General features: G+C 64.6%; 27 protein-coding genes and 1 tRNA gene. 18 read left to right on the top strand and 10 right to left on the bottom strand.

The annotated features are described in order from the left end of the window. Positions 1-165: 165 nt before the first annotated feature. Entirely contained in the window at positions 166-951 is a 786-nt protein-coding gene (locus QQK18_RS03420) for an alpha/beta hydrolase (protein WP_284338876.1), read from the top strand. 80 nt (positions 952-1,031) lie between these two features. Here QQK18_RS03420 and QQK18_RS03415 read toward each other — a convergent pair whose 3' ends face one another. The 4 genes from QQK18_RS03415 to QQK18_RS03400 are packed head-to-tail and all read right to left on the bottom strand — an operon-like array spanning position 1,032 to position 4,301. After that, positions 1,032-1,583, bottom strand: coding sequence for a DUF6886 family protein (locus QQK18_RS03415; protein WP_284338875.1), 552 nt, complete (start codon positions 1,581-1,583; stop codon positions 1,032-1,034). A gap of 2 nt (positions 1,584-1,585) precedes the next feature. Further along, positions 1,586-2,452, bottom strand: coding sequence for an SDR family oxidoreductase (locus QQK18_RS03410; protein WP_284338874.1), 867 nt, complete (start codon positions 2,450-2,452; stop codon positions 1,586-1,588). Beyond that, positions 2,453-3,568: a tRNA epoxyqueuosine(34) reductase QueG gene (queG, locus tag QQK18_RS03405; RefSeq protein ID WP_284338873.1), complete on the bottom strand. Its 1,116-nt coding sequence runs from the start codon at positions 3,566-3,568 to the stop codon at positions 2,453-2,455. It abuts the gene before it with no gap. A 55-nt stretch (positions 3,569-3,623) separates the two neighbouring features. Beyond that, complete coding sequence (locus tag QQK18_RS03400) at positions 3,624-4,301, bottom strand: glutathione S-transferase family protein (RefSeq protein ID WP_284338872.1); 678 nt, start codon at positions 4,299-4,301, stop codon at positions 3,624-3,626. 170 nt (positions 4,302-4,471) lie between these two features. Between QQK18_RS03400 and QQK18_RS03395 the strand changes: the two genes are divergently transcribed. Continuing rightward, positions 4,472-5,281 carry an undecaprenyl-diphosphate phosphatase gene (locus QQK18_RS03395; RefSeq protein WP_284338871.1) on the top strand — a complete coding sequence of 270 codons (810 nt, stop codon included), beginning with the start codon at positions 4,472-4,474 and terminating at the stop codon, positions 5,279-5,281. Positions 5,282-5,414: 133 nt separating this feature from the next. Here the strand turns inward: QQK18_RS03395 and QQK18_RS03390 are convergent, their stop codons facing one another. Continuing rightward, the gene (locus QQK18_RS03390; RefSeq protein WP_284338870.1) at positions 5,415-5,807 is read right to left on the bottom strand and encodes a cupin domain-containing protein; all 393 of its coding nucleotides are present in this window, start codon (positions 5,805-5,807) and stop codon (positions 5,415-5,417) included. Between the two features lie 200 nt (positions 5,808-6,007). After that, the gene (locus QQK18_RS03385; protein ID WP_284338869.1) at positions 6,008-6,997 is read right to left on the bottom strand and encodes a complex I NDUFA9 subunit family protein; all 990 of its coding nucleotides are present in this window, start codon (positions 6,995-6,997) and stop codon (positions 6,008-6,010) included. Positions 6,998-7,167: 170 nt separating this feature from the next. On the opposite strand from QQK18_RS03385, the gene QQK18_RS03380 reads away from it, so the two are divergent. From QQK18_RS03380 to QQK18_RS03345, 8 genes are all read left to right on the top strand, one after another. Then, positions 7,168-7,252: transfer RNA gene (locus QQK18_RS03380), tRNA-Leu, on the top strand. 140 nt (positions 7,253-7,392) lie between these two features. After that, on the top strand, positions 7,393-8,007 hold the full coding sequence (locus tag QQK18_RS03375; RefSeq protein ID WP_284338868.1) for a ribonuclease D: 615 nt from the start codon (positions 7,393-7,395) through the stop codon (positions 8,005-8,007). A gap of 7 nt (positions 8,008-8,014) precedes the next feature. Continuing rightward, a complete protein-coding gene (locus tag QQK18_RS03370) occupies positions 8,015-8,653 on the top strand; it encodes an LPS export ABC transporter periplasmic protein LptC (RefSeq protein WP_284338867.1) in 639 nt (212 codons plus the stop codon). After that, complete coding sequence (gene lptA, locus QQK18_RS03365; protein ID WP_284338866.1) at positions 8,650-9,105, top strand: lipopolysaccharide transport periplasmic protein LptA; 456 nt, start codon at positions 8,650-8,652, stop codon at positions 9,103-9,105. The genes QQK18_RS03370 and lptA overlap by 4 nt, the downstream gene beginning before the upstream one ends. Beyond that, positions 9,102-9,854, top strand: a complete 753-nt coding sequence (gene lptB, locus QQK18_RS03360) for an LPS export ABC transporter ATP-binding protein (RefSeq protein ID WP_379996209.1) — start codon at positions 9,102-9,104, stop codon at positions 9,852-9,854. Before lptA ends, lptB begins: the two co-directional genes overlap by 4 nt. A gap of 193 nt (positions 9,855-10,047) precedes the next feature. Further along, positions 10,048-11,550, top strand: a complete 1,503-nt coding sequence (rpoN, locus tag QQK18_RS03355) for an RNA polymerase factor sigma-54 (RefSeq protein WP_284338865.1) — start codon at positions 10,048-10,050, stop codon at positions 11,548-11,550. 276 nt (positions 11,551-11,826) lie between these two features. Continuing rightward, on the top strand, positions 11,827-12,402 hold the full coding sequence (hpf, locus tag QQK18_RS03350) for a ribosome hibernation-promoting factor, HPF/YfiA family (RefSeq protein ID WP_284338864.1): 576 nt from the start codon (positions 11,827-11,829) through the stop codon (positions 12,400-12,402). Positions 12,403-12,448: 46 nt separating this feature from the next. Further along, complete coding sequence (locus QQK18_RS03345; RefSeq protein WP_284338863.1) at positions 12,449-12,916, top strand: PTS sugar transporter subunit IIA; 468 nt, start codon at positions 12,449-12,451, stop codon at positions 12,914-12,916. Positions 12,917-13,005: 89 nt separating this feature from the next. Here the strand turns inward: QQK18_RS03345 and QQK18_RS03340 are convergent, their stop codons facing one another. Both QQK18_RS03340 and QQK18_RS03335 read right to left on the bottom strand, forming a co-directional pair. Further along, on the bottom strand, positions 13,006-13,296 hold the full coding sequence (locus QQK18_RS03340) for a DUF1150 family protein (protein WP_284338862.1): 291 nt from the start codon (positions 13,294-13,296) through the stop codon (positions 13,006-13,008). Positions 13,297-13,310: 14 nt separating this feature from the next. Continuing rightward, complete coding sequence (locus tag QQK18_RS03335; protein ID WP_284338861.1) at positions 13,311-13,730, bottom strand: Hsp20 family protein; 420 nt, start codon at positions 13,728-13,730, stop codon at positions 13,311-13,313. 115 nt (positions 13,731-13,845) lie between these two features. On the opposite strand from QQK18_RS03335, the gene QQK18_RS03330 reads away from it, so the two are divergent. From QQK18_RS03330 to QQK18_RS03295, 8 genes are all read left to right on the top strand, one after another. Continuing rightward, complete coding sequence (locus QQK18_RS03330) at positions 13,846-14,679, top strand: glycosyltransferase family 2 protein (RefSeq protein WP_284338860.1); 834 nt, start codon at positions 13,846-13,848, stop codon at positions 14,677-14,679. A gap of 141 nt (positions 14,680-14,820) precedes the next feature. Beyond that, positions 14,821-15,021, top strand: a complete 201-nt coding sequence (rpmI, locus tag QQK18_RS03325) for a 50S ribosomal protein L35 (RefSeq protein WP_284338859.1) — start codon at positions 14,821-14,823, stop codon at positions 15,019-15,021. Between the two features lie 17 nt (positions 15,022-15,038). Beyond that, entirely contained in the window at positions 15,039-15,440 is a 402-nt protein-coding gene (rplT, locus tag QQK18_RS03320; protein ID WP_284338858.1) for a 50S ribosomal protein L20, read from the top strand. A gap of 116 nt (positions 15,441-15,556) precedes the next feature. Continuing rightward, positions 15,557-16,687 carry a phenylalanine--tRNA ligase subunit alpha gene (pheS, locus tag QQK18_RS03315; protein WP_284338857.1) on the top strand — a complete coding sequence of 377 codons (1,131 nt, stop codon included), beginning with the start codon at positions 15,557-15,559 and terminating at the stop codon, positions 16,685-16,687. 63 nt (positions 16,688-16,750) lie between these two features. Further along, on the top strand, positions 16,751-17,437 hold the full coding sequence (locus QQK18_RS03310) for a 3'-5' exoribonuclease domain-containing protein (RefSeq protein WP_284338856.1): 687 nt from the start codon (positions 16,751-16,753) through the stop codon (positions 17,435-17,437). A 17-nt stretch (positions 17,438-17,454) separates the two neighbouring features. Further along, positions 17,455-19,878, top strand: a complete 2,424-nt coding sequence (gene pheT / locus QQK18_RS03305) for a phenylalanine--tRNA ligase subunit beta (RefSeq protein ID WP_284338855.1) — start codon at positions 17,455-17,457, stop codon at positions 19,876-19,878. Next, a complete protein-coding gene (locus tag QQK18_RS03300) occupies positions 19,875-21,086 on the top strand; it encodes a hypothetical protein (RefSeq protein ID WP_284338854.1) in 1,212 nt (403 codons plus the stop codon). The genes pheT and QQK18_RS03300 overlap by 4 nt, the downstream gene beginning before the upstream one ends. Continuing rightward, positions 21,083-22,255 carry a hypothetical protein gene (locus QQK18_RS03295; protein ID WP_284338853.1) on the top strand — a complete coding sequence of 391 codons (1,173 nt, stop codon included), beginning with the start codon at positions 21,083-21,085 and terminating at the stop codon, positions 22,253-22,255. The genes QQK18_RS03300 and QQK18_RS03295 overlap by 4 nt, the downstream gene beginning before the upstream one ends. A 73-nt stretch (positions 22,256-22,328) precedes the next feature. Here the strand turns inward: QQK18_RS03295 and QQK18_RS03290 are convergent, their stop codons facing one another. Continuing rightward, positions 22,329-23,435, bottom strand: coding sequence for a Gfo/Idh/MocA family protein (locus QQK18_RS03290; protein WP_284338852.1), 1,107 nt, complete (start codon positions 23,433-23,435; stop codon positions 22,329-22,331). Positions 23,436-23,556: 121 nt separating this feature from the next. Then, on the bottom strand, positions 23,557-23,985 hold the full coding sequence (locus QQK18_RS03285) for a VOC family protein (RefSeq protein ID WP_284338851.1): 429 nt from the start codon (positions 23,983-23,985) through the stop codon (positions 23,557-23,559). Positions 23,986-24,028 lie beyond the last annotated feature (43 nt).

Here is a 24,028-nt window from a genome sequence, read left to right as displayed (position 1 = left end):
GGGGCGGTTGCGCTTTGGCGAGGAACCGGCCATGAGGCAGATGACGGCTAAAGCGGGATGCGAAAAGTGGGAACCGGTATTCGCGAAAATCCCGCGACAACAGAAAGCTGGAGCGCGCGAAATGATGTCAATCAGTTTGCATCGCGCTCCAGGAAAGGCGAGGCCATGAACGCAATCGAGGGTGCAATCGAGCGGATCGACCTGGCGGTCGGCGAGGGGGATGCCGCTCGGCGCATCGCCGTCGAACACCGCCCGGGCCGGGCCCCCGGCCTCTTCTGGCTCGCTGGGTACAGATCCGACATGGCGGGCAGCAAAGCCATGACCCTCGACCGCTACGGGGCCGAGAACGGCCGCGCCGTGACCCGCTTCGACTATTCCGGCCACGGTGTCTCGGGCGGCGATTTCGACAAGGGAACGATCACTCGCTGGCTCGAAGAGGCGCGGGCGGTCTTCGAGCTGACGGCCGGAGAGCAGATCCTCGTCGGCTCGTCCATGGGCGGCTGGATCGCGCTGCTGCTGGCGCGCGCGTTGCTCAAGGACGGCCAGCGCCGGCTGAAAGGCATCGTACTCATCGCGCCTGCGGCCGACATGACCGAGGAACTGATGAAGAAGGAGTTTTCGCCGCGGCAGATGGAGGACCTGGTCAACAACGGCTATGTCGACCGGCCGAGCCAGTACTCCGACGAACCCTACCGCATCACCCGGGCGCTGATCGAGGACGGACGGCACCATCTGATGCTTGGCGGCGTCATCGAGACGGGCTGCCCGGTAACGATCCTGCAGGGCGGACAGGATCCGGACGTGCCCCAGGAACACGCCATCCGGCTGACGACCCACCTGCTGCACGACCCCGTTACGCTGACCCTCATTCCCGATGGCGATCATCGCCTCAGCCGCGAGGAAGACCTCAAGCGCCTGACCGACGCGATCGCGCACCTGATCGAGGGATAGAGCGATTTCAGCAAAAGTGGATACCACTTTTGCGGTTCGAAAACGCGACAACAAAAAATGAGAGCGATCGATTTGATCCCTCAAATCAATCGCGCGCTAGCACTGCGCATGCGGATCATGGAGAACTTGAGGCTCGAGGCGGCGATCGCATCGTGCAGCGGCCAGAGCGAAGGCAGGATTCTGAGCGTCGCGCCGCGCGCCGCCATGGCCTCGTGCGGGTCCGAGAGCTGGTCGCGGGCGAGCGGCGTCACCGGCTCACTGCTCACCCAATAGCCGGCATTCGCGTCTTTGAGGACGAAAGGCGCTTCCGGCATCGTATAAACGAAGAGGCTCGTAGCTTTGATGCGATCGAGCCATCCTTGCTCGACGGCAACAACGATGCGGTCGTCGCCGAGGAAGCGCTCGATGTCGGTTGGCGCGGTGCTCTCATGCGCATAGAAGGTGACGCGCGGGCACTCACGCGGCAGCAGGTAATTGCACAGACGATTCTTGTGGATCGCCCAGACGACCGGGTGGTCGGTATAGTCCGAAGGGCGCGGCACGAAACGGTCGATGTCGCCCTCTTCGCTGACGTGGAAGAGATCGCTGATCGGACGGTCGGGCTCGGACCTCGCCGGCTGCACCGCACTCATGGTCAGCCCCCGGAATGGATGGCCGCAAGACCTTGCCGGTAGTCGGGGTGAAGGAGGGCGATGGCGAGCCTATCCTTGATGCCGGCATTGGAGACCCGCTTATTGTCAGCATAGAACGAGCGCTGCATGGGCGTGAGATCGGCGGTCTCGAACGGTATTTCCGGGGGAGGTGCGACGCCCGCGAGCTCGGCGGCACAGGCGACAACGTCCTGCGGCGGAGCGGGCAGATCATCGGCGAGATTGTAGGTGCCGGCGAGCCGCGCCTCCGCGGCGAGCGCGCTCACCCGGGCGATGTCCTCGACATGGATACGGTTGAACACCTGTTCGGGCTTGACGATGCGGTGCGCCGTGCCCGAGGCGATCTTCTCGAATGCCGAGCGGCCGGGCCCATAGATGCCGGCAAGGCGCAATATGCAGAGGGGCACGCCGCGCTCGAGCGCATAGCCGCGCCACTCCGCCTCTGCCGCGATCCGTCGCCGGTTGCGCTCGCTCGTGGCCCTGAGCGGCGCCGTCTCGTCGATCCAGTCCCCGCCATGGTCGCCATAGACGCCGATAGTCGAATAATAGCAGAGCCACTCGAGGTCTTGCGCCGCATCGAGCTCTGCCCGGTGATGGAGGAGCGCCGGGTCGCCAGCGGGGCCGGGAGCGATGGAAAGAACGGTGTGGGTTGCGGCCCTGAGGTCCTCGCCAAGGGTTTCTCCCGGCGATTCGCCGGAAAAGACGTGGCCGGTAAAGCCTTGCCGCGTCAGCGCCTGGGCACCCTCGCTCGTGCGGCTGGTGCCGGCGATGGCGGAAGAGGGATGACGAGCGCGCAAGGCCCTGGCGCTCGCCAGGCCCGAATAGCCCATGCCGAAGACGAAGAGGTTCATCTAGAGGTCCTGCGTCCACTCCTGCCGGACGCTCGTATCGCCTTCCCCGGGCAGATAGGCAAGGGCGAGTTGATGGGACCGCTGCGGAGCAAGGCGTCTCACCGCCCAAACTGCCGCGCCGCGGACCAGCGGATCGGGATTGGCAAGGCGCGCCTCGGCGAGCGGCAGCAGATCGGCATCGCCGCTGTTGCCGATGGCAATGAGGACGTTGCGCAGGAACCGCGCAAGGCCGATGCGCTTGATCGGCGAGCCGGAAAACAGCGTGCGAAAGCCGGCGTCGTCGAGCTTTGCGAGGTCCGCTAGCGCCGGGCGCTCGAGGTCGCCGCGAGCCGCGAGCTTGGCCTCGCGGGTGACGCTGGCGAACTTGTTCCAGGGGCAGACGGCGAGGCAATCGTCGCACCCATAGATGCGGTTGCCCATCGCTTTGCGGAACTCTACCGGGATCGGCCCCTTGTGCTCGATGTTGAGGTAGGCAAGGCATCGCCGGGCATCGAGCTGGAACGGGGCTGGAAACGCGTCGGTCGGGCAGATGTCGAGGCAGCGCCGGCACGAGCCGCAGCTTTCAGCATGCGGATCGTCGGCAGGAAGCTCTGCGCTGGTGAGGATGGCGCCGAGAAAGAGCCAGGAGCCGAATTCCCGGCTGACCAGCACCGTATGCTTGCCCTGCCAGCCGAGGCCCGCCGCCTCCGCCAGCGGCTTTTCCATCAGCGGAGCGGTATCGACGAAGACCTTGACCTCGGCCCCCGAGCGGCGGGCGAGAAGGCCGGCGAGTTCCTTGAGCTTGCCCTTGATGACGTCATGGTAGTCGCGGTTGCGGGCATAGACCGAGATCGAGCCCCTGGATTTCTCTTCGAGAAGTGCCAGGGGATCGCTGTCCGGTCCGTAATTGAGGCCGAGGAGGATGATCGAGCGCGCACCGGGCCACAGTCCTTCCGGCTGCGCGCGGCGCGCGGCGGTCTCCTCCATCCAATCCATGTCGCCGTGCCAGCCGGCAGCAATCGCTGCCTGAAGCTTTTCGGGCAAGTCGGGCCGCGCATCGGCCCGGGCGACGCCGAAGGCGTCAAAGCCAAGCGCGTGGGCACGGGCCTTTAGCTCGGCGAGAAGGGTTTCGGTCATGGAGTGTATTTAGCGCCGAAGGAGCGCTGATTCCACCTGCCGGACTGCCGGCCTGCTAAAAGTCGAGATCCGCGTAGCGTGCCTGCGGCGGCAGTGCGATGACACGATCGTTGAGCAGCGTGCGGAAGGCCGGCCGCGATTTGATGCGCGAATACCAGTCGCGCATCTCGCCGGCCGCGTCCCAATCGATGTCGCCGACATAGTCGAGGGTCGAGATATGCGCGGCCAATGCGAAGTCGGCAAGGCTCATCTCGTCGCCGGCGATCCAGCGGCGGCTGGCAAACAGCCAGCCGAAATAGAGGAGATGCTCGTGGAGATTGGTTTTGGCCGCGCGCAGCACGCCGGTGTCGGGGGTCGAGCCGCGCTGGTCACGCTTGGCGATCTTTTCCTCAAGGACGTAGCGGGTAACCTCGTCGTTGAACTTGCCTGTCACCCACTCGAAAAGCCGCCACATCTCGGCACGCTCGCTGCCGACCGGGGGCAACAATCCGGCAACCGTCGAGGGCGCGTGGCGCTCCTCGACCGTAAAGATCGTGGCAAGCAGCCCAACCGCCGAGATCGCCTCATCCTCGATGAGCACCGGAACGGAGGCGGCCGGATTGATATCGAGGAAGTCGGGCTCGCGCAGCCACGGCTTGATCTCCTCGAGGTCGACCGGCACGCCATATTCGGCCAGCATCAGACGGGCGATACGGGCGGAAGGGTCGAGGGGATGATGCAGGAGGGTTGGCATGTCTCGCTCACTCAACGAAGACCACCAATGCCGAAACGAGCGTTGGCGGCACCCGGCAAATCGGGCTAAGAGCTTGCGCTCCACGCCGCTTGCACTACTGACTTAGAGCGGTTCCGCACAAAGGGGAAGCGGCTTCACCTGCTGAACCACGGCAAATCACAGAGAATGACATGAACGCCGATCAAGGTCTTTTTGTGCCGCTCATCCTCGGTATCCTGGAGGGGCTCACGGAGTTCCTGCCGGTGAGCTCGACCGGCCACCTGCTGCTCGCGGGTCACTTCTTCGGGTTGAGCCAACCGGCAACCTTCGTCGTCCTCATCCAGCTCGGCGCGATCCTTGCCGTCATCACCGTTTATTTCGTTAAGCTCGGCCAGCTCATCGCCGCGGCATTGAAGGGCGACGGTCAGGTCTGGCATTTCGCCGTCGCCGTCATCCTCACTTCGCTGCCGGCAGTTGTGGCGGGCGTGCTCTTTCGAGATTTCATCCAGGGCGTGATCTACGAAACTCCGCTCGTCATCTGCATCAGCCTTCTCGTCGGGGGTTTCGTGCTGCTGGCAGTCGACCGGATGGAGCTCAAGCCTCGCTATACGGTCATATACAGCTATCCCTGGCACCTCGCCCTCATCATTGGCCTCTTCCAGATGCTTTCGCTGATCCCTGGCGTCTCGCGCTCGGGCTCGACGGTGGTAGGCGCCATGCTGTTTGGCGCCGACAAGCGCTCTGCGGCCGAATACACCTTCTTCGTCGCGCTGCCGATCATGATCGGAGCTTTCGGCTACGATCTCTACAAGAGCCGCGACCTGATCGACATGAGCCTGGGGCTCAACATCGCCATCGGCTTTGCCGCCTCTTTCGTCGTCGGCGCGCTGGTGGTCAGGTACCTCCTCAACTTCGTCTCCCGCCACGGCTTTGCGCCCTTCGCCTGGTGGCGGATTGTCGTCGGCGGCGGTGGTCTCCTCGCGCTCTGGCTGATGCGCTAGAGTGTTTTCAGCAAAAGTGGACACCACTTTTGCGTTCGAAAACGCGATAATACAAGGACTTAGAGCTCACGTTCCGATCCACTCGGAACGTGAAGTGCTCTAGCAAGCGTCTTCAGCAAAACCGGGAAGAGTTCTACGTCTGACTCAGCACCACGACGGCGTAGATGCACGTCTGGTCGCTCTCATTGCGGAAGGCACAGTCGCTCGGGGGGCCAAGCTCAAGGCAATCGCCTGTCCGCATTTCGTGCCGCACCTCCCCCTCGACGAAGACGAGCTCGCCCTCCAGCACCCAGATCAACTGGCGGATGAAGGCATAGGACGCCGCCGGCATCGGGATCGCCGCGCTGGCGGGCAGCTCGACCCGGACCAGGTCGATCGGCAGATCCGAGCGCGGTGAGACGTGCCGCCGCACATAGCCGCTGGCCGGATCGCGCCAGCATGCGTTCGATCGCTGCCGGACTGTTCTCCACCTCGCCGAAAAACCGCACTTCACCCGTGCGGTCACCCTCGGCGATCGCCACCGCATGTTTTTTCTTGGCGACGTCAAACCCAACAAAAACTTCGCTATACTCTTCCATGGCTCGCCCTCCGTGCGTGAGGATCGGCTCGGCCCATCCGAGCAACCCTCGTCTCTTTTTCGCACGAAAGGGCGGGCCGCCAATCGCTCAGGCCCGGAACATAACGTCTAGCCGGCATGAGGTGACGCGTGAGCGACTGCCGCTGAGCTTACGCGGCGGCGCCGTCGGTCTTGTGGCCCTGCCGGTCAAACTGGCCGTGCTTGCGGAAGCGCCACATATAGCTCGGCAGGATCGTGTCCATGGCCGTCGGGGTGATGCCGAAAGCGCTAAGTGTGCGCTTTTCCCGGTTCGCCGTCTGCGAGACGATGTTGTCGTACGCGAGGAGATCCACTTGGTCGGCGGTGATCAACGGCGGGAAGGGCAGGATGGACAGGGGCAGGGCAAGGATCTTGGCGATGCCCGGCGGCAGCGGCAGCAACGGGCGCGAACGGCCGGCCTCGGAGAGGATGCGACCAAGGAGCTCCCGGTGAGTCAGGACTTCGGGACCACCGAATTCGTAGACGCGGCCGGTTTTGACTGCCCCTTCGGCCGCCATCACCACGGCCTCGGCGACGTCGCCGACATAGACCGGCTGGAAGCGGGTGTCGCCACCGATGAGCGGCATCACCGGGAAGTAGCGCGAAAGCGTGCCCATCAGATTGAAGAAGCCATCGTCCGGGCCGAACATCAGCGAAGGGCGCATGATGACCGCCGCGGGAAAGGCTTTGAGGACCTCAGCTTCGGCTGCGAGCTTGGTTTGCGCGTAGGCGCTCTCGGTTGCGATGTCGACCCCGAGGGCCGAGATATGGACAAGACTCTGCGCCCCGGCGGCTTTGGCGGCGCGCGCGACGGTCGCGGCGCCTTCCACATGCACGGCCGAAAAGGTCTGCTTGCCCCGCTCGTAACCGACGCCGACGAGATTGATGACCATGGCGGCGCCTGCGACGGCGCGCGCGACCGAAGCTTCATTGCGCACATTCGCCTGCACCGGCATCACCTGGCCGACGCTGCCCGCCGACTTGGTGTGCCCGGCCAGATCCGGCCGGCGCACAGCGACCCGCACACGGTAACCGCGCCGGGCCAGACGCTGGACGATTTGCGTACCGAGGAAGCCCGAACCGCCGAAAACGGTGACGAGCTTGGGGTCAAAGCGGTCCATGGCAGGGCTCCGGTGGGCATGGCGCGCGTGGCGCGCGACGTGGAGGATGTTCCCTCGCCTTCTAGCCAAGCGCCGCCGGGTGTGCAACGGCCTTGACGCTGCCTGGCCACGGCTCCTTGCGAATGCGCATTGACATCGCCGGGCGCTGGCCCTAGTAACGCCTCCGCTTTGCCCAGGTGGCGGAATTGGTAGACGCGCACGGTTCAGGTCCGTGTACCGCAAGGTGTGGAAGTTCGAGTCTTCTCCTGGGCACCAGTTCCCTTGATTAATTTAGGCCCGTCCGTGCGCCGGTGGATGCCGCGCTCACGCCGTGTGCGCTTGCAGCGCGTTTTGTCGCCCTGCCTTTCCAACGCCTTCGCTCTGTGGCATCACGCTTGTGCAACAGCGAGGCGACGATGACCACCAGACTGCACCGCGGCGACCTGCCCGACCTTTCCCGTTACGGCCGCGAGGTCGCCATCGATACCGAGACCATGGGCCTCGATCCGCATCGCGACCGGCTGTGCGTCGTGCAGCTGTCGCCGGGCGACGGCAGCGCCGATATCGTACAGATACCCGCCGAGGTCAGCTCGGCCCCCAATCTCGAACGCCTCCTCGCCGACCCTGCCGTCACCAAGATCTTCCACTACGCCCGCTTCGACGTGGCGGTGTTGCAGCACCGCTTCGGCGTGGTGACCGGCCCGGTCTACTGCACCAAGATAGCCTCCAAGCTCGTGCGCACCTATACCGACCGGCATGGCCTCAAGGACATCGTGCGCGAGCTCTTGAACATCGACCTCTCCAAGCAGCAGCAGAGCTCGGACTGGGGCGGCGAGAAGCTGACCGACGCCCAGCTCGACTACGCCGCTTCCGACGTGCTTTACCTGCACGACCTCAAGCGCCACCTCGACCGCATGCTGAGGCGCGAAGGGCGCATGGAACTGGCCGAGCAATGCTTTGAGTTCTTGAAGACCCGCTGCGAGCTCGACCTGAAGGGCTGGCAGGAGGTCGACATCTTCGCCCACAGCTGAGGCTTGCATGACGAGCCACGCCTATAGCGCCGACCGGCTGGTCATCTACCGCTCCCTCGAGCGGCGGAACCGTATCGTCAGCCTGTTGCGCTGGCTGGTGCCGGCTGCCGGTGTGGCGGCGCTTGCCGTGCTCGTAGCCCAGATCGTGGTGTCGAGCCAGCTTGGCCAGTTCAGCCTCGAGCGCATTCGCGTCGCGCCGGATAGCGTGACCATCGAGGCACCCGAATATGCCGGCATCCTCGACGACGGCTCGCTTTACCGCGTGTGGGCCGTATCGGCCGTGACGCGCACAGCAACGCCCGATATCATCGATCTTGAGGACGCCACGCTCGTCATCGAGCGGCCGACCGGGGTGACCATGGACATCACCGCCCCCGAAGGCCAGCTCGACACCGCCCGTGAGCTGGTCGTCGTCGACGGGGTCACCAACGTCGTCGATTCGACCGGAACCAGTGGTATTCTCCATCGCTCGGTCTTCGACTGGACCGCGCAGGTGCTCGTCAGCGACGGGCCCGTTTCCATCGACTATGCCGACGGCACCGAACTCGAGGCGGGCGGCATGACCTTCGATACCAAAACCGCGATCTGGACATTTTCACGCGTCAAGGTCGTTCTTCCTGACACACCGGGGGCACAAGAGCCATGATCCGCATCCTTGTCGCGCTGACGGGGCTCTTTGCCCTCGCCACCTTGCCGGCTGCTGCGCAGAACCCGGTCGAGATCACCGCCGACAACTTCACCATCGACGAAACGACGCAGGAGGCCGTGTTCACCGGCAATGTCGTCGTGGTGCACCCGTCCGTAACGGTCTGGGCGCCAACGGTTGTGGTCATCTACGGCGAAGGCGGCACTTCCGACATCGAGAGCTTCGAGGCGACCGGTGACGTGCGGCTCAAGACCACCGAGCAGGACGCCACCGGCGAGCGAGCGGTATTCGATCCCAAGGCGCGTACCCTGCACCTGACCGGCAATGTGGTCGTGACCAACGCCAGCGGCACCGTCAAGGGCCCCGAGCTGCTCGTCGACCTCGAAACCAACGTATCGACGTTCACCGGCAGCCAAAGCGGCCGGGTGACGGGGGTATTCACCACCGAATGACCGGGGCCGGCAAAAAGATCGACCAGAGCGGCTGGCTCGTTGCCCATCGCCTGGCCAAGAGCTTCGGCAAGCGCGCCGTGGTCAGGGACGTCTCGATCGCGGTCAAACGCGGCGAGGCGGTGGGGCTGCTTGGTCCGAACGGGGCGGGCAAGACCACTTGCTTCACCATGATCATGGGTCTGGTCAAGCCCGATAGCGGCGAAATCCGCCTCGACGGGCGCCCGATCACCCACCTGCCGCTTTTCCAACGCGGACGGCTCGGCATCGGCTATCTGCCGCAGGAACCCTCGATCTTTCGCGGCATGAGCGTCGAGGGCAATATCCTCGCCATCCTCGAGAACACCGTACGCTCGCGCGCCGAGCGCAGGGCGCGGCTCGAGGCGTTGCTCGAGGAGTTCTCGATCACGCACCTGGCCAAGGCCAATGCGCTGGCGCTCTCGGGCGGGGAGCGCCGTCGGGTCGAGATCGCCCGGGCGCTCGCCGCTGACCCGGTCTTCATGCTGCTTGACGAGCCGTTCGCCGGCGTCGACCCGATAGCGGTCGCCGAGGTCAAGGCGCTGGTGCGCCAGTTGACCCATCGCGGCATCGGCGTGCTCATCACGGACCACTCGGTGCGCGAGACCCTCAGCCTCGTCGACCGGGCCTATCTCATCCACGGTGGGCGGGTGATGATCCAGGGCCGGCCCGAGACCATCACCTCCGACCCTGATGCGCGCCGCGTCTATCTGGGCGAAACTTTCGAAATCTGACACCGTAGCGCCTGCGATTTGATGGAAATCAAATCGCAGGCTCCGACTTTGCTGTCGCAGGATTCTTTCGCGAAATCGGCATCTGGCATGAATTTTGCCGAGCCGCTTGCTCCGTCAGGGCAATTGAGTCATGTTCGGCGATGGAAAGCGGCCCCGAACCGGCCGGAGAATTTGCCGAGTGGGATGACTGTGCATGGCCTTGACGCCGCGGCTTGAAGTACGCCAGGCCCAGAGCCTTACGCTCACCCCGCAGCTGATGCAGTCGATCCGGCTGCTGCAGTTGAGCCATATCGAGCTCAACGGCTTCATCGAAGCCGAATTGCTGCGCAACCCCCTGCTCGAGCGCGAGGAAACCGGCGACGACGACGCGGTCGAACCCGCCGAGCGGGCACCCGAACCCGTGGCGATGGAAGATACCGTCATCCATGGCGAGCGCATCCAGAGCGCCGAATCGATCGCCGAAAGCTACGACACCGCCGTCGAGAACGTCTTTCCCGACCAGACAGGCCCGGATGCCGGCGCGACCGGCGGGCGCGGTGCCCTCGCCGGTGGAACCGAAGGGGGCGAAGTCCCCGATCTCGATCAGTTCGTTGCCGCACGACCGCTTCTGGCCGATCATCTTGCCGAGCAGGTCAATCTCATTCTCAAGACGGCGGGCGACCGCTTGATCGCGCGCCACCTCATCGACAACCTTGACGAGGCCGGATACGTGGCTGTGCCTCTCGAGGCCGTGGCCGCGCAACTGGGCGCCGAGATCGAGGATGTCGAAGCCGTGCTTCAAGCTGTGCAGGGGTGCGACCCCGTCGGCGTCTTTGCCCGCAACCTTGCCGAATGCCTCGCCATCCAGCTCAGGGAACGCGACCGGCTGGATCCGCTGATGGCGCGGCTCCTCGCCCATCTCGAACTCCTCGCCAACCACGACATGGCTGGGCTCCTGCGCGCCATCGGGTGCGACCGCGAGGATCTCGTCGATATGATCGCCGAACTGAGGAGGCTCGACCCCAAGCCCGCCAGGGCCTTCGATGCGGGGCCTGTCGAGGCGGTCGTTCCCGACATCTATGTGCGCCCAGGGCCTTCAGGGCTCTGGCAGATCGAGCTCAATTCCGACGTGCTGCCGCGCGTGCTGGTCAACCGCGAATATTACGCCACCGTTTCGGCCAGGACCCGGGACGGGGCGGAAAAGGCATTCCTTACCGATTGCCTGCAAACGGCGAGCTGGCTGACCAAGAGCCTTGACCAGCGCGCCCAGACGATCCTCAAGGTCGCAGCCGAAATCGTCCGCCAGCAGGACGGGTTCCTGACCAAGGGTATTGCTTATCTCAAGCCCATGACGCTGAAGATGGTGGCCGAGGCCATCGACATGCACGAATCGACCGTCTCTCGGGTCACCTCCAACAAGTACATGGCCACCCCGCGCGGCCTCTTCGAGATGAAATATTTCTTCACCACCGCCATCGCGTCGTCCGACGGGGCCGGCGACCACTCAGCCGAGGCCGTGCGTCACCGCATCCGCCAGCTCATCGAGGCCGAGCCGACCCACGACGTGCTTTCCGATGACACCATTGCCGAGGTCTTGAAACGTGAGCAGGGCATCGATGTCGCCCGCCGCACCGTCGCCAAGTACCGCGAAGGCATGAACATTCCGTCCTCGGTGATCCGGCGGCGGCAGAAGAAGAGCTTGGAACGGATCGGCTAGATCAGAGCGGTTTCAGCTGGAAACCGCCAGGTCGCACTGCGCGCTGACGCGGCAACTCTATCTCACGCCGCGAAGGCTAAAGCGGTTCGCCGCCGATGTCACCCCAACTATCGCACACATGCGTCTTGTTGCGCATTGCAAGCCTGCTGGCGGCGGGTCTAGCATCGGTCCCGGTCCCTGCCCATATCAAAAGGGTGAGGGCCGGCGGTGGCCGAAGGGAGGCCAAAGGCATTTCTCTTCGCGCCGGCGCGCAGCGCAACAGCAAAAGAGGGAACCATGACCTTACGCGTTTCCGGCAAGAACATGGATGTTGGCGACGCCTTGCGCGGCAAGGCGGAAGACCATTTCTCGAACGTCGTCGGCAAGTACTTCGACGGCGGCTACGATGGTCACCTTACCCTTTCCCACGACGGCAGCGGTTTCCGCGCCGATTGCGTGGTGCACCTTGATACCGGCGCCACACTGCAGGCGAGTGCCCTCGGGGGCGATGCGACCGCCGCCTACGAGGTGATGGCGACCAATATCGAGAAGCGCCTGCGCCGGTACAACCGCAAGCTCAAATCCCACCGCAAGGGCAACGGCCAGAACAGCCAGGACGTGCTTGCCCAGTATACCGTCCTCGGGCCCGCCGATTCGATCGACGAGCTCGATGAGGACTACGCGCCCCCGGTCGTCGCCGAAACCACCAGGAACCTGCGCTCCATGAGCGTTGGGGAAGCGGTCATGGAGCTCGATCTCAGCCAGTCCGGCGTGGTCGTCTTCCGGCACGCTGGACATGGCGGGCTAAATGTGGTCTACCGCCGCACCGACGGCAATATCGGCTGGATCGATCCGGCCCTCGGCGCCAATTGATGCGGCGCCCCGCAATACAAAGATCACAATCGACTGGGACTTCTTGATGGAACTGGCCGAAATTTTGGCTGAGCGGTCTGTGCTTGTCTGCCCGGCCCCGATTTCCAAGCACGAACTTTTTGAATTGCTTGCGAAAACAGCGGCAGAAGCCAGCGGATACGATGCCGAGGTCATTCTGAACGCCCTCGAGGAGCGCGAGGCGCTCGGCTCCACCGGGCTCGGCAACGGCATCGCGATTCCGCACGGCAAGGTATCGGGCCTGCCCGGCGTTACGGCCGTGTTCGTGCGGCTCGACCATCCCGTCGATTTCGAAGCGATGGACGACAGGCCTGTGGACATTGTGATGATGCTGCTGGCCCCGACCGGATCGGGCGCCGATCACTTGAAGGCGCTTTCGCGGGTTGCGCGTCTATTGCGCACCGAGACGATCGTCGAGGATTTGCGGCGCGGCCGCGATCCGGCTCGCGTCCACGCGATCTTGACGGCCCCAGTCGAAGCCAGCAACGCGGCCTGATCGTCCACCACAATTCAATGCCTTGGACGTAAAAAAGCCCCACCGCGCACCGCGGCGGGGCTTTCTCTTTGCCTAGCTGGGCGACGAACCTAGTGCACCGAAACGAGACCCAGCTCCTTGTCGCTCAGCCACTCGCTGACGGCGGCCTGCGTGTCGGCGACCATAAGCGGCGTGCCGTCGGCGGACATGACCAGCTGATAGGTCGTCTCCTCATCGAAGTCGGATCCCCGGATCATCTCCGAAAGGTCGCCGCCATTGATGGGCCGCACGAAGGCGACGGCGCTGCCGCCGAGGGCGGCGAACTGGGCCGCCGTCAGGCTCTTCAACGGGTTCATCTGGCCGCTCAGGGCCTCGTATTCTGGATTGCGTTTCTCGATCATGGCGTGCCCCTTTCTCAAACTGTACGAATGTCGATACGGCGGGCGACCTTGGGCGTCTGTGGACGCTCAACAGCAACAACGAGCAAACCATGGCTCAAGGTTGCATCCTTGACGATCATGCCGTCGGCGAGAAGGAAGCTGCGCTGAAACTGGCGCGTCGCGATTCCCCGATGCAGGAACTCTCGTTGAGGGTCTTCCTTTTGCCGCCCGCGGACGACGAGCTGGTTGTCCTCAGCCACCACTTCGAGCTCGGGAGCGGAAAACCCCGCCACCGCGATCGACACCAGGAACCTCTCGGTTCCGTCGGTCTCGGTCTTGCGCTCGATATTGTAGGGCGGATAGCCGTCGGACGACTTCGTCAGCCGATCGATGCGTTCCTCGAACGCATCGAACCCCAACAGAAATGGGGCGGAAAACACGGAAACACGCGACATTCGAAACCGTCCTTGTCAACAAGCAACGTCTGGTTGCCGGGCCCGAAAGAAGTGGCACCCGACCGTTGACCGAGATATGGGACGCGCTTCGGATCGCTTCAAGTCCGGGGGGACAATGGACAAGATCGTGTCGATCGTCATGCCGGCCTACAAGGCCGAGGCCACCATCGCCGCGGCGGTGGCGAGCATTATGGCCCAGACATGGCCGTACTGGCGGCTGATCATCGTTTCGGACGACGGCACGAACTACCGCCCGCTTCTCGAGGAGGCGGGGCTCCTCAACCCGCGCATCGCCTTCATGGAATCGGGCGCGCTCAAGGCCGGCGCTTCGCATGCCCGCAACGTTGCCCTGGAGACGATCGATACGCGCTACGCCGCCGTGCTCGATGCAGACGACCGCTACAAGCCCCAGAAGCTGGAGCGTGCCATGGCCGCTCTCGCCGATCATCCGATCGTGACCACCGCGCTCGACGTGATGAATGACCGCTTCGAGCACGGCCGCTATGTGGGCGCCGGCGAGGACCGGGTGCTTTCGCCCGGTGAACACAAATGGGTGAACTTGTCCATGGACACCATGATCGTCTGGGACCGCGCCAGGTGCGACGCGCGCTATGACCCGGACCTGCCCAACATGACTGACCTCGATTTCCTCCTGAAGCTGTGGCGGACGGCCGACCATTGCTACCATATCGGCTCGCCCCTCCACGACTACGTCAAGATGCCGGTCTCGATGAGCAACGGGCCGGGGGTCGCCGAGCGCATGATCGCGGTCAAGACGCGGCTGCTCGACCGGTTTGCTTCAGGTTACTATCCGCTTGCCGACGAAAATGGGCGCGAGGGGCTTCAAGCGTTCCTTTCCGTCTCGCTGGAGGCGGAGAAACACTACGAGGCGGCGCTGGCGGCAAGGCCGGGCCTCCTCTTCGAAGACCACTTGGAGGCCATGCTCTGAGCGGCCCGCTGACCACTTGCCATCCGGCACCTTTCCCCCTATAGAGGCGCCTTCTCCGGACCGCCCGGCCAAAAGGCATGCCGTGGCGGTCTTTGAATGCGACAAGGCTTTGAGCCCCGTCACAAGACAAGGACACGCAAAATGCCCAAGATGAAGACCAAATCCGGCGCCAAGAAGCGCTTCAGGTTCACCGCGACCGGCAAGGTCAAGGCGGGCGTGGCTGGTAAGCGCCACCGCCTGATCTCGCACAACGCCAAGTACATCCGCACCAACCGCGGCACCAAGATCCTCGCCAAGGGCGACGAGAACTTGGTCAAGTGGTACATGCCGTACAACCGCTAACGCCGGAAGGAACCTAAATGTCACGCGTCAAGAGAGGCGTTACCGCCCACGCCCGTCACAAAAAGGTCTTGAAGGCCGCCGAGGGTTACTACGGCCGCCGCAAGTCCACGATCCGCATCGCCAAGCAGGCTGTCGAGAAGGCCGGCCAGTACGCCTACCGCGACCGCCGCGTCAAGAAGCGTAACTTCCGCGCGCTCTGGATCCAGCGCATCAACGCGGCCGTGCGCGACCATGGCCTCACCTACGGCCGATTTATCGACGGCCTCGGCAAGGCTGAGATTGCCGTCGATCGCAAGGTGCTCTCGGATCTGGCGATCCATGAGCCTGCCGCGTTCGGCGTCCTGGTCGAAAAGGCCAAGGCGGCGCTGGGGTACCTGAAGGACGTGGAAGATACGACCCACGCCCGGGTTACCGCCTAAACCTGATCTCTCTCGGTCTGCCGAGGTAAATTCGCGCCTTGCGCCGCCCATAAGGGCTGGCGCAGGGCGTTTTGTTTTGCGATGAACCTCACCGCTTGCTCGCAACGGATATTCAGATGTCTCTCGAAACACAGATCAGCGATCTTCGCGCCGAAATCACCGCCGCCATAGAAGCTGCCGAGACCGAACAGTCGCTCGATGCCGTGCGCGTGGCCGCCCTCGGCAAGAAGGGTAGCGTTTCGGCGCTACTGGCCACCCTCGGCACCATGGCGCCCGAAGATCGCAAGACCGCCGGCCCCGCGATCAACGGCCTCAAGAACGAGATCGCCGGCCTTATCGAGGCGCGCGGCAGCGAGCTACGGGACAAGGCGCTCGAGGCCCGGCTCGCCGCCGAGACGGTCGACGTCACCCTGCCGCTCCAACCCGCCCCGACCGCGCGCGGGCGCATCCACCCGATCAGCCAAGTCATGGACGAGATCGCCGCGATCTTTTCCGACATGGGTTTCTCGATCGCCGAGGGACCGGATATCGAGACCGACTACTTCAACTTCACCGCACTCAATTTCCCTGAGGGCCATCCGGCCCGGGAGATGCACGACACGTTCTTTTTAAAACCCGGCGCGGATGGTGAGCGCAAACTCTTGCGCACGCATACCTCGCCGGTGCAGGTGCGTGTGATGCAAAAGACCAACAACCCGCCGACAGCGGGTTACATCACTCCGCCGATCGACCCGCCGATCCGCGTGGTCATGCCCGGGCGCACCTACCGCAACGACAGCGACCAGACCCACACACCGATGTTCCATCAGGTCGAGGGTCTGGTGATCGACAAGTCCAGCCACATCGGACAGTTGCGCTGGGTGCTCGAGGAGTTCCTCAAAGCCTATTTCGAGATCCCGGACGTCACCCTGCGGTTCCGCCCCTCGTTCTTCCCCTTCACCGAGCCCTCGATGGAGGTGGACGTCCAGTGCGACCGCTCGGGCGGCGAGGTCAAGATCGGCCAGGGCAGCGACTGGCTGGAGATCCTCGGCTGCGGCATGGTGCACCCCAACGTCATCGCCAATGCCGGGCTCGACCCCGATGTCTACCAGGGCTTCGCCTGGGGCATGGGCATCGATCGCATCGCCATGCTCAAATACGGCATGCCGGACCTGCGCGCCTTCTTCGATGCCGACCAGCGCTGGCTCGACCACTATGGCTTCCGTCCGTTCGACCTGCCGACACTGTTCGCAGGCTTGAGCTCCTGATTCAAAAGCACGCCGCTTGAGCGGCGTGCTCTCCCTCCGTGCCAGCTATGCGAGCGCCCAATCGTGACGACCGGTGAAGTTCAGCAGGATGATGTGCGCCCCTCGGGGCTGATGCGCGGCACGCCCGCGCACGGCAGTCCTGTGTTCGTTGTCACCGACATCGAAGCAGACGGTCCGACGCCGCTGCACAACTCCATGCTCAGCTTCGCATCGGTCGCCATCGACGCCGACGGCAACGCCCACGGCGAGTTCGAGGCGGTGTTGACGCCGCGCGCCGACCGGGCGCCGAACCCCGAGACCATGGCTTGGTGGCAGACGCAGCCGGAGGCCTACGAGGCGGCAACAATCGGCGCCGAGCCGCCTGAAATGGTCATGCCACGCTTTGCCGACTGGGTGGAAAGCCTGGCCGGACCATGCGTCTTCGTTGCCGCTCCGATGATCTTCGACGGCCTGTGGATGGACCACTATCTCGACGAATATGCCGGCACCCGCGCGCTCGGCGGTCCGTTCAAGACCCGCCAGATCTTCAGGGGCGGCGGAGTGTGCCTCTATACCATGGCCGGCACGCTGCGTGGCGCGTCCTATCTCGACTGGGGCATGAGCAAGCTGCCGGCCGAGTACTACGGACACGTGCCCCACACCCATCGGGCCATCGACGACGCCCGCGGCTTTGCCAATGTGCTCGTCGAGCTGTTCAAGATTTCCCGGGCACTGCCGCCCATCACCGGTACCCCCTCCGACTTTCGATAAGACCCGCAAGGCGCAAGATGAAGTTCACCCTCGACTGGCTCAAGGAGCACCTCGACACCACGGCGAGCGCCGACGAGATCGGCGCAGCCCTCACCATGATCGGCCTCGAGCTCGAGGAGATCGAGGACCAGGGCAAGGCGTTCAGTGAGTTTGTCGTCGCCCATGTGGTCTCGGCCGAGCAGCACCCGAATGCCGACAAATTGAAGGTGTGCAAGGTTGATGCCGGCAGCGGCGAGATTCTCGACGTCGTCTGCGGCGCGCCCAATGCGCGCACCGGCATGAAGTCGGTCTTCGCCTTCCCCGGCACTTACATTCCCGGCAAGGACATCACCATCGGCAAGGGCGTCATCCGCGGCCAGGTGTCGAACGGCATGTTGTGCTCGGCCATGGAACTCGGGCTCGGCAACGACCACGACGGCATCATAGACTTGCCGGCCGACGCGCCGACGGGTCAGCGCTACTCCGACTATGCGGGTCTCAAGGGCGTCACCTTCGATATCTCGATCACCCCCAATCGCGGCGACTGCACCGGCGTCCACGGCATCGCGCGCGACCTTGCCGCCTTCGGCATCGGCTCCCTGAAGACCACCGACATGTCACCGGTGCCCTCGACCGGCACGAGCCCGTTTGCACCCCTGCCGCATCAGTTCGCGCCCGGTGAGGACAAGACCATACGCAAGTTCGCCGGCCGCTACATCAGGGGCGTAAGGAACGGCCCGTCGCCCGCCTGGCTGCAGCGGCGCCTGCGCGCGGTTGGCTTGCGGCCGATCAACGCCATCGTCGACATCACCAACCTCGTTTCGCTCGGCTGGGGGCGGCCGCTGCACGCCTATGACGCGGCCAGGATCGTCGGCCAGCCCGTGCTGCGCAATGCCCGGCCGGGCGAGGAGCTCGATGCGCTCGATAACAGGACGTACCCGCTCGACGAAACGATGACGGTTATCGCCGACGATGTCGGGCCGCTTTGCCTTGGCGGCATCATGGGCGGCGAGCGCTCGGGTGTCGTCGAGGAAACCGTCGACGTTTTCATGGAATGCGCGAGTTGGGACCCGCAACTCGTCGCGCGTACCGGCCGCAAGACGGGTATCGTCTCGGATGCCCGCTACCGGCTCGAGCGCTCGGTCGACCCGGCCTTGACCGAGCCCGGCCTCGAGCTCGCGACGCGCCTGGTGCTCGAACTCTGCGGCGGCGAGCCCCTGGAGCCGGTGGTCTCGGGCGAGGACACGCCGCCGGCCGTCGTCATCGACTTCCCGTTTTCCGAGGTCGAGCGGCTGACGGGCCTCAGGATCGCGGCCGATGAGATCGAGGCGATCCTCTCCCGCCTCGGCTTCGCCGTCGAAGGGGCGGGCTTCACCCGCAAGGTCACGGTACCGTCGTGGCGGCCGGACGTGACGCAGAAGGCAGACCTCGTCGAGGAGGTGATGCGTATGGTCGGCGTCGACAAGGTGCCGGTCGATCCCCTGCCGCGCCTTCACCACGTCGCGCCGCGCATGCTGACGACCATCCAGAACCGCCGCCGTGTCGCCCGCCGTGCGCTCGCCGCCCGCGGCCTCGATGAAGCTGTGACCTGGTCTTTCATTCCGCATGAGGAGGCCGTGCGGTTCGGTGGCGGTGCCGAGAGCCTGCAGCTTGCCAACGCAATCGCCTCCGATATGACCGATATGCGCCCCTCGCTGCTGCCCGGCCTCCTTGCCGCGGCACGGCGCAACGCCCATCGCGGCCGCGCCGATATCGGGCTTTTCGAGGTGGGGCAGGTGTTCCTGTCCGATGCGCCGGAAGGCCAGCACACCCATGCCAGCGGTCTCCGCACCGGCACGGCGCGGCTGACCGGCGCCGGCCGTCATTGGCAGGGCGACGCCAAACAGGTCGGTGTGTTCGATGCCAAGGCCGACCTTGCCGCGGCTCTTGACGCGCTGGGCGTCGGCATCGACAAGCTCCAGCTCGTAGCCGAGCCCGCGGCCTGGAGCCATCCGGGCCGAGGCGGACGCGTCCAGCTTGGTCCGAAGATCATTGTCGGCTGGTTCGGCGAGCTTCACCCGGCCTGGAGCGAGGCGATGGACATCGATTTTCCCGTCGCCGCCTTCGAGATCGATCTCGATGCCCTGCCCGAACCAAGGAAGAAGCCGACCAGGTCCAAGGGGGCGCTCGACATATCGCCGCTGATGCCGGTCAAGCGCGACTTCGCCTTCCTCGTCGACCGCTCGGCGAGTGCCGCTTCGATCCTCAGAGCCGCGCGCGGCGCCGACAAGACGCTGATCGAGGACGTCACGATCTTCGACATTTTCGAAGGTGCCCATGTCGGCGAAGGCAAGAAGTCCGTCGCCATCGAGGTCACCCTGCAGCCGCGCGACAGGACGCTGACCGACGAGGAGATCGAAAAGGTCTCAGGAGCGGTGGTGGCCGCCGTCGTCAAGACCACGGGCGGAGCCCTGCGGGGATGAGCACGGTCGCTGCAGCACAGCCAGGCGACACTGCCGACCGGGTGATGCCGCGACCGCATCTCAATTCCCTCTTCTTGCCGCAGGACAGCTCCCTGCGCCGAGGCTTCATCTCGCCCAATGTGCCGCGCGAGGCGCAATTCCTCGCCCATTTCGAGGATCGTTGCATCTTCTACGACGTCTTCTGGGATGAGGCTGGCAAGCGCATCCTCCTGCACGGGCCGCCGCCGGTGAACCTCGCCCAGCACTACCGCAACGCTCGCTATACCGCGCGCCCGAGCGGCACACGTCTGCGGGCGAGAGGTCACCATTCCCAGAAGGTGCATATTTATTCGCTCGCCGCTCCGGCCGGTACGACCCATCTCGAGGTCGAGTTTGCAGGCATGACCTTCACCGTGCCCGTCGGCGCCAACTATTCCAGCTGGTTCGAGGGTCAGAACCTGCTGGCGACCGTCTCAAAGAACAACGATCTGCAATGGATCGCCGACTGGGCACGGTTTCACGTCGTCAACCAGGGTGCGAGCGCCGTCCTGCTGTTCGACAATGCCTCGGACCGCTACGCGCCCGCCGACATCGAGGCAACGCTCGTTGCCGTCAATGGCCTCGACAAGATCTGCGTGGTGCCGGCGCCCTTCGCTTATCAGCGTCCCGACAACGCCTTGCCGGACAACCGCTTCTGGGCGCATTTCCTGCAGCCGTCGCTCTTTACCAACATGTTCCGCCGCTACGCGGCGCGAGCCTCCGGCATCCTCGATTGCGATATCGATGAACTGGCGGTGCCCCTGACCGATGAAACAGTATTCGAAACCGCCCGCGCCTCGCGCTCGGGCACGGTCTATTTCCGCAATCGCTGGATCGAACCCGTGCCGGTCAAGCCACGCCCGGATGGGGTTTATCGCCACCGTGACTTCTGCCTCGCCAAGGCAGACGACGACGTCACCCGCGGCGGGACTACCAAGTGGGCCATGGCCCCTGATCGCCGCTGGATGCAAGACCTGCGCGTGCAGCCGCGCGCCCATCTCATCATCAATCGCCCGCCCCTCACCCGCCATAAGCCGGGTACAGCCTACATCGCCCATTTCCGAGGCATCTCGACGAGCTGGAAATACGACCGCAGAGTCACGCTGGAGTCCGACGATACTCTTGTCGAGGATACGAGGCTTTCCGCTTTGCTGAAGAGCACCTTTCCCGAAGCCGGGAGCGCCTCGTGACGGACTTCTTTGCGGAGGCTGCCCGGTTCTCGCCCGTCTATCTCGACGAGAATGCGCCACTGCGGCGCCAGCCCTATTCGCCAGAGCTTCCGCGTCCGCAAAAGTTCTACGACCAGTTCGAGGATCGGGCGCTGTTTTTCGACGTCTTCCGCAGCGTCGGCGGGCGCCACGTCTACCTTGTCGGTCCGATCGCTATGAACCTCGAGCCAGCGATCCGCGACCTTGCCGTCACGGGCCTCGTCTCCGGTCACAAGCCCAGGGTGCAGCTGCATTTCGGCTTGCAGGTCGTCCTGGCCCGGGTTCGACTGCCGCCCGAGGACACGCATCTGCGCATCCATATCGCCGGACAGAGCCACGAGGTTGAGATTCGGCCCAACGCCTCAGAGCTTTTTGCAGGAGAACGGGTGCTGGTGGCGATCAACAAGGACAACGCGCTGCAGTGGATTGCCGACTGGGCGCGGTTCTACGTAAAGGAGCACGGCGCGACGGCCGTCATCGTCTACGACAATGGCTCGACGGCCTACTCGCACGCGCAGTTGCGCGAGACGATCGCCGGCGTTGCCGGCGTGCGCCGGGTAATGGTGGTCCCCTGGTCGTTCCGCTACGGCATGACTGATCCGCACCATTCGCCGCAGCTGCCCGGTCACTGGGTGCGCTTCGCCCAACCGCCGCTCTTTACCCAGGTGTTCCGCAAATACGCCGCGCGCTCGCGCTCGCTCCTGAGCGTCGACATCGACGAACTGGTGGTTTCGCCCCATCGCCGCTCGGTGTTCAAGGCGGCCGAGCGGGCCCCGTTCGGCATCCTCCGCTTCACCCGCATCTGGGTGGAGAACGTGCGCGAGGACCAGTCGTCCATGCCGCGTCACGCCGATTTTGTCGTCCGCAAGAAGGGGCGACAGGCCAAGGATCCGGGCAAGAAGTGGGCGATCAATCCGCGCCGGTCCTGGCTGGCCCTCTGGCGGGCTCAGCCCTGGACGCACCAGGTGCGCGGCTGGTTCAACCTTTCAGGCTCCACCGCCGATTTCTACGCCTATCACCTCAACGGCATCACCACCAACTGGGGCCGGGACCGAACCGCAACGCCCGTCTTCGATCCCAAGGTCCACGTCAAGGACCGGCTCCTGATCGATGTCTTCGCCGACGTCTTCGGCACGCCGAGGAAGCGCTGAGCTGTTATTGTCCGATTAGAGCGCTTTCCGCAAAAGTGGCCGCCACTTTTGCGGTTCGAAAGCGCGGAGAAAACTAGCCCGCAAGTGCTGCCGGGCGTTCGGGGCGCGTCGAGATGTCGACGGTGCGGCCCTCGCGCGAGGCGGCTTCGAACGCTTCCATCACCTCGAGCACGTGCAGCGCCAGATCGCCGTTCGCCCGGTGCGGGCGATCCTCGAGAATAGCCTCGGCCATGTCGGCGACGCCGAGCGAGCGGTAGTTGCCGGCCGCATAGGGTGTGTCGACCGGCACCTCGTTCCACGGCTCCTCGCGGCCGACCTTCTTGATCTCGACTGTGCCGCCGAAATGGTTGGGGTCGGGGACGATGAGGCTCGCCTCCGTGCCGTAGATCTCGAGCGGCGTGTGCTTGTGGCCGGCAACGTCGAAGCTCATGGCGACCTGCACGATGACGCCGCTGGCAAAGCCCATGCTGCCGGTGATGTGGGTCGCGATCTTGACCGGCACCACGTCGCCGCGCTTCGGGGCGCTGGTGATGGTGCGCTCGAGCCTTGAGGTCGAGCTCATGGCGGCAACACGCGTGACCGGGCCGAGGAGATTGACGAGATCGGTGATGTAGTAGGGGCCCATGTCGAGCATCGGGCCGCCCCCGATATCGTAATAGAAGGCTGGATCCGGATGCCAGCTCTCATGGCCGGGGATCATCATGAAGGCGGTGCCGCCGACGAGCTGGCCCAGCACGCCGCTGTCGACCACTGCCCGCGCCTGCTGATGCGCGCCGCCGAGGAACGTATCCGGCGCCGAGCCGACACGCAGCCCCTTAGCCCGGGCGGTCTCGACGAGTTCCTTCCCCTCGGCGAACGCAACACCCAGAGGCTTTTCCGAATAGACGTGCTTGCCCGCGGCGAGCGCCCGCAGGCCAACCTCCACATGGGCGCGCGGTATGGTGAGATTGACGATGAGCGCGACCTCGGGATCGGCAAGCATCGCCTCGATGCTCATGGCCCTGAGGCCGAACTCGCCGGCCCGCGCTTCGGCGATCTCCGGACGCATGTCGGCGAGCCCTTTGACATCGAGTACGGGAAAGCCGGGCAATCCGTCACGCCCGAGCATCGCCTTCAAATAGGCCGATGAAATATTGCCGGTGCCGATGATGCCGATGCCGAGCCGCTTGCCGTCCGCCATTTGCCGTGTCCTCCCAAGGCCTTTGCACCCGCCGCCTGCGGCCCGATTCGCTCGGGGCTCGCGCGTGACGTACGTACGTCACCATAATGGAGGCGACCGGTGAGCACCAGCGGCCATAGATCTAGAGGCCCTGTTCGGCGAGCCAGTCCGGGTCGAACGGAATCGGCGTGATCACGTCGACCAGCACGCCACCAGGATCGGCGGTCATGAAGTGGCGCTGGCCGAACTTCTCGCTGCGCAGGGACTGCTGCATTGGCACGCCGGCAGCTTCCATTCGTGCGTGCACCTCGTCGACATCGGAAACCTCGACATTGACGATGAGCCCACGGGTCGGCGTCCGGCCGGCTTCGGGTATGGTATCGTGATCGCAGCGCATCACCGCCATCTGGTGGGTCTTGCCGTCCTCCTCGCGCGCCAGATGCACGTACCAGCCGGCATCGAACTGTCGCGCGAAGCCGAAATGCGTTTCGTAGAAACCGGCGGTCGCGCTGACATCCTCCACCAGAAGGACAGGATAGTGCGCGGTGATCTTCAGAACGCCAGAGTTCATTTCAATGCCCTTCTCATATACAATCAGCCTGTATCTTCATAAC

The sequence above is a fragment of the Devosia nitrariae genome (assembly GCF_030160115.1).
Lineage (GTDB): Bacteria > Pseudomonadota > Alphaproteobacteria > Rhizobiales > Devosiaceae > Devosia > Devosia nitrariae.
The sequence above is the reverse complement of the archived record's forward strand: the minus strand, read 5'-3'. Positions and strand labels throughout refer to the sequence as shown.